Annotated in this window: 13 protein-coding genes; 5 read left to right on the forward strand and 8 right to left on the reverse strand. The window is 62.4% G+C overall.

The genetic code is table 11. The annotated features are described in order from the left end of the window. The first annotated feature begins 9 nt into the window (after positions 1-9). Positions 10-1,308, forward strand: a complete 1,299-nt coding sequence (locus QCE64_RS22290; RefSeq protein ID WP_404987427.1) for a c-type cytochrome — start codon at positions 10-12, stop codon at positions 1,306-1,308. Positions 1,309-1,341: 33 nt separating this feature from the next. Here the strand turns inward: QCE64_RS22290 and QCE64_RS22295 are convergent, their stop codons facing one another. Then, positions 1,342-1,611 carry a DUF1488 family protein gene (locus QCE64_RS22295; RefSeq protein ID WP_309923637.1) on the reverse strand — a complete coding sequence of 90 codons (270 nt, stop codon included), beginning with the start codon at positions 1,609-1,611 and terminating at the stop codon, positions 1,342-1,344. 460 nt (positions 1,612-2,071) lie between these two features. Between QCE64_RS22295 and QCE64_RS22300 the strand changes: the two genes are divergently transcribed. Both QCE64_RS22300 and QCE64_RS22305 read left to right on the forward strand, forming a co-directional pair. Continuing rightward, on the forward strand, positions 2,072-2,518 hold the full coding sequence (locus tag QCE64_RS22300) for a DUF3331 domain-containing protein (RefSeq protein ID WP_309923638.1): 447 nt from the start codon (positions 2,072-2,074) through the stop codon (positions 2,516-2,518). 374 nt (positions 2,519-2,892) lie between these two features. Next, the gene (locus tag QCE64_RS22305; RefSeq protein ID WP_309923640.1) at positions 2,893-3,387 is read left to right on the forward strand and encodes an H-NS histone family protein; all 495 of its coding nucleotides are present in this window, start codon (positions 2,893-2,895) and stop codon (positions 3,385-3,387) included. A 5-nt stretch (positions 3,388-3,392) separates the two neighbouring features. On the opposite strand, the gene QCE64_RS22310 is transcribed toward QCE64_RS22305, so the two are convergent. The 6 genes from QCE64_RS22310 to QCE64_RS22335 form a co-directional block, all read right to left on the reverse strand. Further along, on the reverse strand, positions 3,393-4,874 hold the full coding sequence (locus tag QCE64_RS22310) for an amidase (RefSeq protein WP_310006295.1): 1,482 nt from the start codon (positions 4,872-4,874) through the stop codon (positions 3,393-3,395). Between the two features lie 26 nt (positions 4,875-4,900). Next, positions 4,901-5,833, reverse strand: a complete 933-nt coding sequence (locus QCE64_RS22315; RefSeq protein ID WP_310006298.1) for an LLM class oxidoreductase — start codon at positions 5,831-5,833, stop codon at positions 4,901-4,903. A gap of 123 nt (positions 5,834-5,956) precedes the next feature. After that, positions 5,957-7,438, reverse strand: coding sequence for a monocarboxylate uptake permease MctP (mctP, locus tag QCE64_RS22320; RefSeq protein ID WP_309923647.1), 1,482 nt, complete (start codon positions 7,436-7,438; stop codon positions 5,957-5,959). Next, entirely contained in the window at positions 7,435-7,635 is a 201-nt protein-coding gene (locus QCE64_RS22325; RefSeq protein ID WP_309923649.1) for a DUF3311 domain-containing protein, read from the reverse strand. Before QCE64_RS22325 ends, mctP begins: the two co-directional genes overlap by 4 nt. 205 nt (positions 7,636-7,840) lie before the next feature. Then, positions 7,841-8,584 (reverse strand): tRNA (5-methylaminomethyl-2-thiouridine)(34)-methyltransferase MnmD, encoded by a 744-nt coding sequence (gene mnmD, locus QCE64_RS22330; protein WP_309923651.1) that lies wholly within the window; start codon positions 8,582-8,584, stop codon positions 7,841-7,843. A gap of 17 nt (positions 8,585-8,601) precedes the next feature. Next, positions 8,602-9,315 carry a YceH family protein gene (locus QCE64_RS22335; RefSeq protein ID WP_310006300.1) on the reverse strand — a complete coding sequence of 238 codons (714 nt, stop codon included), beginning with the start codon at positions 9,313-9,315 and terminating at the stop codon, positions 8,602-8,604. 397 nt (positions 9,316-9,712) lie between these two features. On the opposite strand from QCE64_RS22335, the gene QCE64_RS22340 reads away from it, so the two are divergent. Further along, positions 9,713-11,185, forward strand: coding sequence for a circularly permuted type 2 ATP-grasp protein (locus tag QCE64_RS22340; protein ID WP_309933348.1), 1,473 nt, complete (start codon positions 9,713-9,715; stop codon positions 11,183-11,185). Between the two features lie 75 nt (positions 11,186-11,260). Continuing rightward, positions 11,261-12,307 carry an alpha-E domain-containing protein gene (locus tag QCE64_RS22345; RefSeq protein ID WP_310006301.1) on the forward strand — a complete coding sequence of 349 codons (1,047 nt, stop codon included), beginning with the start codon at positions 11,261-11,263 and terminating at the stop codon, positions 12,305-12,307. Between the two features lie 16 nt (positions 12,308-12,323). Here QCE64_RS22345 and QCE64_RS22350 read toward each other — a convergent pair whose 3' ends face one another. Next, a complete protein-coding gene (locus QCE64_RS22350; protein WP_309923659.1) occupies positions 12,324-13,397 on the reverse strand; it encodes a putative zinc-binding metallopeptidase in 1,074 nt (357 codons plus the stop codon). Positions 13,398-13,428: the final 31 nt, after the last annotated feature.

Here is a 13,428-nt window from a genome sequence, read left to right on the forward strand (position 1 = left end):
AGCCCGTCCATGAAGAACGCATTCAAGCCTCTGTTCGCGGCGCTGTATGCGGCAGGCATGGCCTTCTGCCTGTCGCCCTCTGCTGCCACTGCCGCCGATACGGCGAACGACGCGCTCGTCGCACGCGGCGCCTATCTCGCGAAAGCCGGCGACTGTTTCGCGTGTCACTCGATTCCAGGCGGCAAGCCGCTCACGGGCGGCCTGAAGATGATGACGCCCGTCGGCGCCATCTATTCGACCAACATCACGCCGGACCCTGAAACCGGGATCGGCCGTTACACGGAAGAAGACTTTGCGCGCGCCTTGCGCAAGGGCGTGGCGAAGGATGGTCATAACCTCTATCCCGCGATGCCTTATCCGTCGTACGCGAAGATCAACGACGACGACATGCACGCGCTCTATGCGTACTTCATGCATGGCGTCACGCCGGTGAAGCAGGCGAATCGCGAAGCGGACATCAAGTGGCCCATGAACATGCGCTGGCCGCTCAAGTTATGGAATATGGTATTCCTTGAGAACGGCGTGTATCAGAACAAGCAGGGCAAGGATGTCGCGTGGAATCGCGGCGCTTACCTGATTCAGGGGCTGGGACATTGCGGCTCGTGTCATACGCCGCGCGGTATCGCGTTCCAGGAAAAAGCCCTCGATGAAAGCGGCAGCGCGTTCCTGACCGGCAGTCCGCTCGATAACTGGTTCGCCTCGAACCTGACCGGCGAGCACAACACGGGCATCGGCCGCTGGTCGGAACAGGATGTCGCCACGTTTCTGAAAACGGGCGCCAACGCGCATGCCTCGGCATTCGGCTCGATGACGAGCGTCATCAACAACAGTACGCAACATATGGACGATGCCGACATCACCGCCATGGCGCAGTATCTGAAATCCCTGCCGGCAGCAGGCGGCAAGGGCGCGCCGGCGTATTCGTATGATCCCAGGGCGACGCGCGTTTCGCTCACGCGGCCGGCCGCTTCGGACGCGGGGGCGCGTGTTTATACGGCGTACTGCATGCATTGCCACGGCGTGGACGGACGTGGTTTCGCACCAATGCTGGCGCCGCTCGCGGGCAATCCGAATGTGCTGGAAAAGGATGCGTCGTCGCTGATCAACGTCACGCTCAACGGCACGGAAGATATCGTCCTTCAGGGCGTCCCCGCGCCTTATCCGATGCCGCGCTATGCACCGGTCCTGAATGACCGGCAGATCGCCGACGTGCTGACCTTCATTCGCGGCGCGTGGAACAACAATACGCCGGCGGTCGCGCCGGACGACGTGGCAAAGACGCGCAAGGCAACCCAGGCTGCGCGCTAGACGGATGCATGGCGCGCGCTTGAGCGGTTTGCCTCACGAAGCAAAGTCGATGACGTCGAGGTGAATGGCACTGGCCGGATGAGCAAGAAACTTCCGGTGTACCCGCGCGCTGATGCGTTCATAGCCATCGCTCAAGGCTTTCAGCAGACGCTCGTCGCTAGCGCCGGCGGGCGCCCAGAAACATTGCTCCAGCGCCTTGCGGGTGATGTTGCACTGAATGGCCTGCTCGCGGGAAAACGCAACGAAACTGACGGACGCACGGTCCGCAGAGATGCTTGCATGGATCGGGAGCTTGCTTGTCATGATCCGACAGGAGTGTCCAGGGCGCCGGTTTTATTGTGTCAGAAATCGACGCATGCGCGCACTCCGGATCGAAAGCGAAACCTGTCTGGATCGCCTGATGTTCCTTACTTCATTCAAGTGAAGAATTCCGCCTTGAGCCTGCCTGGCGGCGAACGTCCGTTCGTTCAAACGAAGTTTGCTTGAGATGGCCTGGCTTGCAAAAGCCTGAGCGCGTCGCACTTGAGTAAGCGATGGCGTTCGCGAACATGTATTTCAGGAAAAATGGAAACAAAACACGGTCCATGTGTACTACTCTAGGAACGATAATCCTAAGCGGCAGTGTCGCCCGGTTCATTGGGCGAATTCACTAGCGCGACAATCCGGCTCGGCAAGCGGAACGTGTCTCGCATTCCCGTCATCACATCGGCAACGTTCACCCGGTCGCTGTTGCGGTGCGCGTCGTCGCGAACAGGAGCGGAACATGAAGAGTCCATCGATGATGGATCCCTGGAGCCGTACCCTGGCCATGCTCGACAAATCGGGCCGGCTGTCCGAGGCAGCCGACAATCCCGCGTCCCTGACGCGAACTCTGGTGCGCAAGGTGCCGGTCAGAGGCAGCTTTGCGCCGGACAACGAGACTGGCCGCGTGAACATTCGCGTGCTCGAACGCCTGAGCGCTTCGACTCTTGCGCTGTCCTGGCACGATCCCACCTCCTTCAACTATTCCGAGCAGGTCTGGTCGCTCTGCACGGCGCGCAAGCGCGGCACGTGCGCATTGAGCGGACAGGCGATCCGGCGCGGTCAGCCGGTGTACCGGCCAAGACGGGTCGGCAGGTCGATACCCCTCAACAGCGGCGCGATGATCCTCGCCCGGGCAGTCATGGTCACGCCGCTGGAGCCGGAAGAAGAGGCGCTCGCAGTCGGATGACGAAAGTCATCTCAGGACAGGCGCGCGTCCCAACTATAGAGAAGACGTTGCACCAGGATTGCGCGTCCTGTTCATTCGTCTGATCGGCAGCTCGACATCGGGCGCTTGATAAAGACCGGATGAAGTAAGAACAGGCTGGTCTAGTGCCTCGTCAGAGCGCGATAAAGGTAATCTTTTGAGCATGAGCGCATCGCCGCGGCGTGCGCCGGATAAGATTTCCTGCAGCACAACTTCGCAGGATTGCAAGGTTATGCCGAAGTTATGGCGCAGCCTCAGACAAGCCATGGACTGTCGCTGCTTGACCGGGCCACGTGGCCGCTTCAAGTGTCGCTCTAGGTGTCGTTCCAAGGCCGCTTCATGTTTCAGGAGGAACAATGGCTACTCTGGCGCAGCTGGAAAACCAGATTCAGGAATTGCAGCGTCGCGCGGATGCCTTGCGCGAGGAAAAGTCACTGGAGGCTATCGCCAGTATCCGCGCGCTCATGCAAGAGTACGGGTTGACCATGTCGGATCTGGTCAAGGCAGGGTTGGGAAAGATGCGCGGCCGTCCTGCCGGCTCGCGGAATACATCAGCCAGGACCGGCAGAGGTCAGGGAACGAAGCTGCCGCCGAAGTATCGCGATCCTGAATCGGGCGCTACCTGGAGCGGTCATGCGCGAGCGCCCGCGTGGATCAAGAATGCGCCGGACCGCAGTGTCTATCTGATCGACGCGGCGGCGGACAAGCCTGCCTCGAGCAGAGCCGCATCGGCTTCGCGCGCCGCGGGTGCGAAGCGTGCGCGCAAGAGCGGCGCGAAGAAGGCCCCGAAGCTGTCGGACCGTGCCGAGCCCGGTACCAGTCAAAGAGCCGCGCAGCGCGCCGTCGCTTGACCCGGTCAAGTCAGCTGGTCAAGCAACGGGCTCCGTTGTGTGGCGTAGTTGCTTGCACGTTCATATGCAAGCCCAAGCCGAAGTACGTCGAGATCCTGCTGCACCGGTCCCATGATCTGCAAGCCCGCCGGTAAGCCGTCCGCATTGAAGCCGGCAGGCGCACTGAGTGCGGGAAGCGAAGCCATCGTGGCGGGGACCACCGTCTCCATCCAGCGGTGATACGAGTCCATATTGCGCCCGGCAATGGCATGAGGCCAGTCGAGTGAGGCATCGAACGGAAAGACCTGGGCCGAAGGCATCACCAGGAAGTCGAAGCGTTCGAATAGCGTATTGATCGCCTGATACCATGCGGACCGCTCGCGCACGGCGCGCGAAATGTCTTCGCTTGTCAGCTTCAGGCCGCGTTCTATCTCCCATACCGCCTCGGGCTTGAGCAGCGCTCGTTTAGCGGTGTCGCGCCAGAGCGGGCCGTTCGTTCCTGAAAACGTCAAGCTGCGCAGATCGATCCAGGCGCGCCACAGGCGTTCCGGATCGAACTCCACGCGCGCGGCTTCCACCACGCAGCCGATGGTGTCGAAATGGCGCAAGGCCGCTTCGCAGGTGGCCATCAAGCCCGGCTCGGTCGGCAAGTGTCCGTTCAGGTCGCCAAGCCAGCCGATGCGCTTGCCCCGCATGTCGCACTCCAGCGCGTGTGCGAAGTCGGCGGGTTGTTCGCTTCTGCGTGAAAGCGGCGCGCGGGCGTCGAAGCCGGCTTGCACGGACAACAGCAGGCCAAGGTCCGGTATCGAACGCGCCATCGGGCCCGCCACGCTGAATTGCTGGAAGAACACGTCGTCGCTTGGCGCATAGGGCACGCATCCGGGCGTCGTGCGAAAGCCGAATACATTGTTGAACGCGGCCGGCGTGCGCAGCGAGCCCATCATGTCCGATCCATCCGCGCAGGGCAGCATGCGCAACGCCACGGCAACAGCCGCGCCGCCGCTGCTGCCGCCGGCGGAGCGCGTCGGGTCGAATGCATTGCGCGTGGTGCCATACACCGGGTTATAGGTGTGGCCGCCCAGGCCGAATTCCGGCGAATTCGTGCGGCCCACGAAGAGCGCGCCGCCTTCGCGCATGCGCTCGAAAATCACCGCATCGGTCTGGCTGACTTCACCGGCGTAGATAGGCGAGCCCTTGCTCGTGACCATGCCCGCAACCGGCAGGATATCTTTCGGCGCTTGCGGAAAGCCGTGCAGCGGCCCGAGGCTGTTGCCCGCGGCCAGTTGCGTGTCACGCTCGCCGGCTTGCCTGAGCAAGGCGTCCCTGTCCTGCAATGCCACGATGGCATTGACCACCGGATTGAACCTGTCGATTTGCGCGAGATGAGCCTGCATGACCTCGACGCATGAAACCGCGCGTGAATGAATCGCGCGCGACAGCGCAACGGCGCCGAGGGACACGATATCGTCGCTCGGCGGAAGATCGGGAGTGGCGTCGGATGCGGTCATGGTCTCGTTGAAGATAAGCCGTGGGTTCAGTGATGAAACTGCGGAAGCACGCTGGCCGCGAGTTCCTCGATGATGTCGCGCGCAGGCCGCCGCTCTGACGTCACGTTGAGCGTGACATGATGCGTGCCGTTGTCGCGCATCCGTTGCAGGATGTCGATCAGCGCGCGATGCCCGGTGCGATAGCCCAGCGCAAGCTCGTGCGCCGGTTCGGCGGGATCGTCGGCGAGTTCGAGGCGCATCGCCACACCGAAGGCGCGAAACGCACCGCCCGCCGCGCGCTCCACGGCCGCGCGCCACATGCTGTAGCGGCCGCGCTGTGCTTGCGGTTCGCGGTGATAGGTCATCCAGCCGATCGAATGGCGCGCGATCCAGTCCACGCTCTGGCCGCCCGACCCCACGGCAAGCAACGGAATGGGCGCGGCCTGGCGCGGCAGCAAATAGAACTCGGGCGCAGCGTCGCTTGCGTGATCGGGGATGACGGTCGAAGGCGTGGCAACGGCCGCGGAAAGCGTGTCCCAATGCCGTCGATACAACTCGCGCCGTTCCTCCGGATCGCGGCCGAATGCGGCATATTCCGGCGGCCGGTCGCCTGAGCCCACGCCAAGCACGAAGCGTCCGCGCGACAGATCATTGACCGAGAACGCCGCCTTGGCGACATGCAGCGGATGCCGCAGCGTGAGCACGATCGCGCCGCTGATCAGCGCTGCGCGCTGTGTATTCGATGCGAGCGCACCCAACAGCACCCATGGGTCGAGGTGTCCGACGGGGTCCGGATAATCGGCGCTGTTGAGCGGCACGTCGCGCACCCAGAGCGCGCGAAAGCCCAACTGGTCCGCCAGCCGCGCGAGTTCGATCTGCTCGTTGAAGTCGACCACGCTCTGGTGGTCGCCGGTGATCGGCAAGGTCAGGCCGATGGAAAGCGCATTAGGGGCGAACACCTGGTTCGCGATGGAGGACATGACACGCAGGGCATCGGAATGGAGTCGACGTCGATGGTATCACCGCGACTCGTATCGGCGCGTGGATGAAAAAGAGCCCGGCGCCTGTGCGGGGCCGGGCTCCTTCATGCCGCTGATGTGGAATCAGGCGGCGGCGACTGCGGTGCGTCGCGTGACCAGCGACACCGCGAAGGTCACGATCACATTCACGACCAGCGCGATGATGCCGATGTACAGCGGCCAGCTGGCGTCGCCGGCATGCAGCACATAGACCGGCTTGAGTCCTTGCGAGATGGCGAGTCCGGTGCCGAGCACGATGCCGCAGAGCCAGCCGAGGAACAGCCCCGGCGTCGTCAGGCGGCGCGTGAAGAGCGTGAACACGATGGCCGGGAAGATCTGCAGGATCCACACGCCACCGAGCAATTGCAGGTCGATGGCATATTGCGTCGGCAGGAACACGATGAACAGCAACGCGCCGAACTTCACGACCAGCGACACGACCTTGGCCGTCGATGCTTCCGAAGCCGGCGTCATGTCGGGCGAGACGAGCGGACGCCAGAGATTGCGCGTGAAGAGATTCGCGGCGCCGATGGACATGATGGCGGCGGGCACGAGCGCGCTGATCGCGATGGCGGCCGCCGCGAAGCCGACGAACCACGACGGAAACAGCGTGCCGAACAGCGCCGGCACCACGTCTGAAGCGGACTTCACGTGGATGCCTGCGGCAATCGCCATATAGCCGAGCAGGGCGATCAGGCCGAGCAGCAGCGTGTAGGCGGGCAGGAAGATCGCGTTCTTGCGCACGGTTGCGGCGGACGACGACGACAGCACCGCGGTCATCGTATGCGGATACATGAACGCGGCAAGCGCCGAACCCAGCGCGAGCGATGCATAGGCGGTGAACTGGCCGGGCTTGAGAATGATGCCGGTCGGACCGCCCTTCGCCTTGAAGTATTGATCGGCGGCGTCGAAGACGTGGCCATAGCCGCCCAGCTTGGCCGGAATCAGCCACACGGCGGCGATCACCACGATATAGATCATGATGTCCTTCACGAAGGCGATCATGGCCGGCGCGCGCAGGCCGCTCGTGTAGGTATAGAGCGCGAGGATCACGAACGCGACGATGAGCGGCAGTTCACCCGTCACGCCGAGCCCCTTGATGACGACCTGCATGCCCACCAGTTGCAGCGCGATGTAAGGCATCGTGGCCACGATGCCGGTTATTGCCACGGCTGCTGGAAACCATTTGCCGCCATATTCGCCCTGTACGTAATCGGCGCCGGTGATGTGGTTTTTCGCATGCGCGATTTTCCATAGCTTCGGCATGACGGCGAAGACGAACGGATACACGATGATCGTATAGGGCAGCGCGAAGAAGCCGTACGCGCCTACGGAATAGACGAGCGCGGGCACGGCAATGACGGTGTAGGCCGTATAGAAATCGCCGCCGACCAGGAACCACGAGATCACCACGCCGAACTGACGGCCGCCGAGGCCCCATTCGTGCAACTGGGTGAGATCGCCGCGTTTCCAGCGCGCGGCAAAGAAGCCGACGATGGTCACGAGCGCAAAGAACGCGATGAAGATGCCCATCGCGAGCGGATCGACTGGAGTGAGATCGTTCATTTGAGGCCCCTGTACACGACGTAAAGCAGGAGCGACGTGAGCGGCACCCACAAGAACTGATACCAGTAGAAGAATGGGAATCCGCCGATTGAAGGACGGGTGTCGTTATAGAACGGCAGCCACAGCAAGGCTACGTACGGAATGAGTAGCGCAATCCACAGCCAGGGGCTGCGTGGCGCATCGTTATCGGGTTCCAAGACCTTTCTCCTCGTGAATCTGCGCTGACAAGAACGTGCCGCCGCGTCCGCGCCATTCGATTCGCCGATCGAAGCGAGGACCGCGCCGCCAACGGGTGCGCATTATCCGGGATATTCCGGAATATTGCCGGAAGCTTCAGAGAAGAGATGAACGGAAAAAGCTGTATTACTGATAGCTTTCTGTCGTGATTGACGACCGCAAAGATTACAAAACAATTTCATCGCTAACCGATGCGCGCTTGCCGACTAGCATCGCGCGCTTGCCGCCAAAGCCGCGCACCTTGCGATATTCGAAACCGTTCTGAAGCAGCGCGCGCTTGACCTGGCCCGCGCTCGTATAAGTGGCGAAGCTGGCGTCGTCGCTTGCGATGGCGGCTAGCGAGGCGAACAGTGCAGGCGTCCACATGTCCGGATTTCTGGCAGGCGCAAAGCCGTCGAGATAGATCGCGTCCGCTGTCGTGCCGTCCTGCTTCAGGCGCGGCATGACATCGATCACATCGCCGAAAGCGAGCGTGAGCGTCACTGCGCGTTGTTCCAGTTCAATCCGGTGACTGCCCGTCACGAGCACCGGCCACGCGGCCGCGAGCGTGTCGGCCAGGGGCATGACGGAGGCATCGTCGATGATTGCCGCATGCGCGCGGCGCAGGTCGGCGGCACTGAACGGATGCTTCTCCACCGAAATGAAGTGAAGAGACGCGGGACGTTGAGGATCGGTGCGCCACGCGGCCCAGGTCGCAAGAAAGTTGATGCCCATGCCGAAGCCCGTCTCCAGCACGTCGAAGCGCGGCTTGCCGCGCCATCGTTCGGGCAGGCCATTGCCGTTCAGGAACACATGGCGCGCTTGCGACAACGCCCCGGCGGCGCTGTGATAGATGTCGTCATGACGGGGCGACCAGGGCGTGCCGTCGTCGCGAAACACGAGCGGTGCCGGGACAAGCGGTTCGTGCATGGGCGCATCCCGATGGATCAGGCATCCGGCGACGGTTGATCGAGTGCAATGCCCAGTTCGCCGGCCATGCGCACGACCATTGCACGCAATTGCACGACTTCGTGAGCCAGCCGCTTCTGTTCCGACTTGAGCGCTTCGAATTCCGAAGCCGAAAACCCTTCGCCGCCTTGTGCCTCGCGCGCAAAAGGCTCGCTTGCGCTCACGCTGATTTCGCCGCACAGCAAGTGCATCCAGCGGCTTTCGCGCTCGCCGGGCACGCGCGGCAACCTGACGACACGGGGCGGCTCGTTGCCGGCCAGTTCATCGAGAAAGCTTTCCACCGACGATATGTCCGCAAACGCGTGCAACCTCGCGCTATTCGCGCGCAGTTCGGCGGCCGTTTGCGGTCCGCGTAGAAAGAGCGTGGCGAGCAGCGCGACCGACTGGCTCGGCACGCCAAGCACGCGGTTGACGTTGTGTTCGAAGCGCGGCACACGGCTGCTGCTGCCCTCGATCACGAGGCTCAGCCGCTTGAGACCGTCGATGGTCGTCAGCACTTCGTCTTCGCTGACGTTCATCACGGGAGAACGCGCAGTCTTCTGGTTGCAACCGGAGGTCAGGGAATTCAGCGACAGCGGATACGTGTCTGGCACCGTATGCTGTTTCTCGACGAGCACGCCAAGCACGCGCGCTTCGAGCGGGGTGAGTTCGCGCAACGCGGGACGGGGAGCGGCTTCGGATGGAGTGTTCATGGCGTCGTTCGGCTTGCTGGAAGACGCCTATCATACCGGTGGGGCGCGCACTGTCTTGCGGCATGGACCCGGACGGCGCGTCGTTCTGGTGCATGAGTTGGCATCGAGTTTATCGGCTTGCGAGTTTTTACGAGGATCCAAACCGTTTTATCGATTGGCATTGAAGTTGCTTTTTTGTATTCGGCACTGGGCTGCCCACGCAAACGATGCGCGGTACGATCGACCTTGCTGAGTCGACTTACCTGCACGCATCTCGCTTCGAGGTCGCCTAACGGCGTGACCGGTATGACCGGCGCGCCGCGTCTTTCAGGCTCTTCAGGCATTGCGGGAGTGCAACCAGAAATACGAACGCCGGGGCACCGCCACCCCGGCTTGCACTTCATATGGAAGACCGGTTATGACGCAAGCATTCTTCAACGAGATGTTCGAGCGCAACGATCTCGAAGCGCGGGGCATGCCGGCAGCGGCGTTTCGCGCGGCGGGCGATCCTCGCACGCATTACCGCGACTTCATGAACTGGCTGACCGTGCAAAGCGAGCAGCAGATCGACATCAAGCGTGCGGAAGCCGATCTCAACTTCAGGCGCGTCGGCATCACCTTCGCGGTGTATGGCACCAGCGACGTGCCGGGCATCATTCCCGAGCGCACGATTCCCTTCGACGTCATCCCGCGCATCTTCCCCGCCGATGAATGGCGCGCGCTCGAACGCGGCCTGCGGCAACGCGTGAATACGCTCAATCGCTTCATTCACGACATCTATCACGAGCAGGACATCATCCGCGCGGGCATCATTCCCGAGGCGCAGATTCTCGGCAACGCGCAGTATCGGCCGCAGATGCGCGGCGTGAACGTGGCGCGCGACATCTATGCGCATATCGCCGGCATCGATATCGTGCGCGCGGGACAGGGCGAGTTCTACGTGCTGGAGGATAACCTGCGCGTGCCGTCGGGCGTGTCGTACATGCTCGAGAACCGCAAGATGATGATGCGGCTTTTTCCGGATCTCTTCGCGCGCAATCGCGTGGCGCCGGTCGCGCATTATCCGGATCTCCTGCTCGATACCTTGCGCGCCGCCGCGCCCGCCGCCGCCGGGAATCCGACCATCGTCGTGATGACGCCCGGCATGTACAACTCGGCGTATTTCGAGCATGCGTTCCTGGCCCAGCAGATGGGCGTGGAGCTGGTCGAGGGACAGGATCTGTTCGTCGATGACCATCAGGTCTTCATGCGCACCACGCAGGGACCACAGCGGGTCGATGTCATCTATCGTCGCGTGGACGACGACTTTCTCGATCCGCTCGTCTTCCGTCCGGATTCGGCGCTCGGGGTGCCGGGTCTGATCGACGCATACCGGATGGGCAATGTATCGCTATGCAATGCAGTGGGCACCGGCATTGCCGATGACAAGTCCATTTATCCGTACGTACCGGACATGGTGCGTTTCTATCTGGGTGAAGAACCCATCCTGAACAACGTGCCGACCTGGATGTGCCGCAAGCCCGACGATCTCAAGTATGTGCTCGATCATCTGCCCGAACTCGTCGTGAAGGAAACCCACGGCGCGGGCGGCTATGGGATGCTGGTGGGACCCGCGTCCACTACGGCGCAGATCGCGGAATTTCGCGCGGTGCTGGAGGCGCATCCGGAGAAGTACATTGCGCAGCCGACGCTGGCGCTGTCCACCTGCCCGACCTACGTGGACGCGGGCATTGCGCCGCGTCATATCGACCTGCGTCCGTTCGTGCTCTCGGGTACCGACGTGCGCATGGTGCCGGGCGGACTGACGCGAGTGGCGTTGCGTGAAGGATCGCTGGTGGTCAATTCGTCCCAAGGCGGCGGAACCAAGGACACGTGGGTACTGGAGCGCTAGAACATTCACTGACGAAAGCTTGAGCATGGCACGCCATGCGGTATTGAAGACAACGACAAACCACCGGGAACACCCATGCTGAGCCGTACCGCGGATCATCTCTTCTGGATGGCGCGCTATACCGAACGCGCCGAAAACACTGCCCGGATGCTCGACGCGAACTATCAGCTTTCGCTCCTGCCGCAGTCCGACGAATACGCGGAACTGGGCTGGCGCGCGATGTTGTCGATATCGGAGTTGAGCGGGATCTATTCAGCGGCGCACCATGGCATGAAGAGCCGTGACGTAATTGATTTCATGGCGGCCGACCTCTCCAATCCTTCGTCGATCATCAGTTGCCTGCGGGCCGCGCGCGAGAATGCGCGCGCCGTGCGCAGTTCCACCAACAGCGAATTGTGGGAGTCGCTCAATACGACCTGGCTCGACGGTCAGCGCATGCTCGCCGATGGCATTCTCGAACGCGAGCCTTATACCTTCTTCGAATGGGTGAAGTTCCGCTCGCATCTGTCGCGCGGCGTGCAGCTGGGCACGCTGGTGAAGGACGATGCTTTTTATTTCATGCGTCTCGGGACTTTCATCGAACGCGCGGACAATACGGCGCGGATTCTCGATGTGAAGTTCGAGATGATGGAGCAACGCGACGATACCGCCGCGCAGCCGTTCGACTATCACCACTGGGTGGCGGTGCTGGGTTCGGTGTCGGGCTTCGAGGTGTATCGGCGGGTGTATCGCGATGTCATCACGCCGGAGCGCGTTGCTGGACTGCTGATCCTGTATGGCGACTGGCCGCGTTCGCTTGCCGCGAGCATCGCCGAAGTGGAGCAGCTGATCGCGCAGGTCACGAAGGGCCGCGACACGGATGCCGGGCGACTGGCGGCGGAGTTGAGCGCGGAACTGAGGAACGGGCGGATCGGCGACATCCTGCAAGCCGGATTGCATGCCTACCTCGTCAGTTTCCTTGCGCGCGTGAATGACCTGGCGGGCCGGGTGAGCCGCGAATTCCTGTTGCCGATTGCGCCTGAGCCTGAGCCTGAGACTGAGCCTGAGCAGACCCAGTCCCAGTCCCAGTCCCAGACGCTGTCGCTGTCGCAAACCCAGACGCAATCGCAGAGCAAGGGCTGAACGCGTGCCTTGGGCTTCAGCGTTTGGCCGCCGCCGCGACGACGCGATGCACGAAGCGCAGCTTGTCGAGGACCGGAGGCGCAAGCGTGAACGGATAACCGTCCGGCATGCCGAGACTGCGATTCAGGCTATTGAGCACATAGGTCAGCGGATACCAGCGCTTCATCAGGTTATCGAAGCTGGCGTCCTCGACAGGCGTCTGGTCGGTGAGCGTCGGCTCGTCCGGCGTGTCCGGCACGAGCACGAGGCCGCAGGACACCGCCGTGTCGAGCGTGTCGACGATATGCAGGTAGTGCGCCCAGGTTTCCGCCCAGTCTTCCCAGGGATGCATCGTCGCGTAAGCGCTGATGAAGTTGTCCTCCCACTGCGCGGGCGGTCCTTCGTGATAGTGGCGGTCGAGTGCGGCGGCGTAGTCGGCCTGTTCATCGCCGAAGGCCGTACGGAACGGGTTGATGCGCCCGGTATCGGCGATCAGCCGGTCGAAGAAATAGTGTCCGGACTCGTGCCGGAAATGCCCGAGCAGCGTGCGATACGGCTCGTGCAGCGAAGCGCGCGTTTTCTCGCGATGCGCGTCGTCGGCTTCGGCGACGTTGAGCGTGATGATGCCGTTGTTGTGCCCGGTCATCACGCCGTGGCCTTGCGAATCAGCTTCGAGGAACTGGAATTCGAGGCCGCGCTCGGGGTCGGTCTGGCGCGAGACAACTTCGAGGCCGAGTTCGGCGAAGGTATAGAGCAGCCGGCGCTTGGCCGCTTCGATGCGATACCAGAAGACGCGGTTATCTGGATTCGACAGATTGGGAATCACGCTGGTGAGCTGGCAGGAGCAGCACAAGGCATCCGCGGGCGTGTCCTCATCGGTGGCAGGAACGACCCAGTTGCAGACGTTCTCGACGGCGTAGTTGTGGCACGGCCGATAAAGCTGATCATTCGCGAGCGGATGCAGACTGCGCCAGCGGCCGTCTTCGGTTTCGTCGAATGCGCTGATCTGATTGATCTCGGGAATGTAACCGAGTCGCGCGCCACACTTTTCGCAATGCGTGTTTTCGAAAAAAACAAGCTGATTGCAACGGTTGCAGTGGAAGGTTTTCATCGTGTGGCCGGTATGAGTAAAGCCGCGCGGG

It is taken from the genome of Caballeronia sp. LZ043, from assembly GCF_031451075.1.
Lineage (GTDB): Bacteria > Pseudomonadota > Gammaproteobacteria > Burkholderiales > Burkholderiaceae > Caballeronia.

What these genes read in the sequence shown, in the direction of transcription:
- mctP (WP_309923647.1), bottom strand. Translation starts at nt 7,438, where the DNA reads ATGAACGATCTCACTCCAGTCGATCCGCTCGCGATGGGCATCTTCATC.
- mnmD (WP_309923651.1), bottom strand. Translation starts at nt 8,584, where the DNA reads ATGCACGAACCGCTTGTCCCGGCACCGCTCGTGTTTCGCGACGACGGC.
- QCE64_RS22345 (WP_310006301.1), top strand. Translation starts at nt 11,261, where the DNA reads ATGCTGAGCCGTACCGCGGATCATCTCTTCTGGATGGCGCGCTATACC.
- QCE64_RS22295 (WP_309923637.1), bottom strand. Translation starts at nt 1,611, where the DNA reads ATGACAAGCAAGCTCCCGATCCATGCAAGCATCTCTGCGGACCGTGCG.
- QCE64_RS22335 (WP_310006300.1), bottom strand. Translation starts at nt 9,315, where the DNA reads ATGAACACTCCATCCGAAGCCGCTCCCCGTCCCGCGTTGCGCGAACTC.
- QCE64_RS22310 (WP_310006295.1), bottom strand. Translation starts at nt 4,874, where the DNA reads ATGACCGCATCCGACGCCACTCCCGATCTTCCGCCGAGCGACGATATC.
- QCE64_RS22340 (WP_309933348.1), top strand. Translation starts at nt 9,713, where the DNA reads ATGACGCAAGCATTCTTCAACGAGATGTTCGAGCGCAACGATCTCGAA.
- QCE64_RS22300 (WP_309923638.1), top strand. Translation starts at nt 2,072, where the DNA reads ATGAAGAGTCCATCGATGATGGATCCCTGGAGCCGTACCCTGGCCATG.
- QCE64_RS22290 (WP_404987427.1), top strand. Translation starts at nt 10, where the DNA reads ATGAAGAACGCATTCAAGCCTCTGTTCGCGGCGCTGTATGCGGCAGGC.
- QCE64_RS22305 (WP_309923640.1), top strand. Translation starts at nt 2,893, where the DNA reads ATGGCTACTCTGGCGCAGCTGGAAAACCAGATTCAGGAATTGCAGCGT.
- QCE64_RS22315 (WP_310006298.1), bottom strand. Translation starts at nt 5,833, where the DNA reads ATGTCCTCCATCGCGAACCAGGTGTTCGCCCCTAATGCGCTTTCCATC.
- QCE64_RS22350 (WP_309923659.1), bottom strand. Translation starts at nt 13,397, where the DNA reads ATGAAAACCTTCCACTGCAACCGTTGCAATCAGCTTGTTTTTTTCGAA.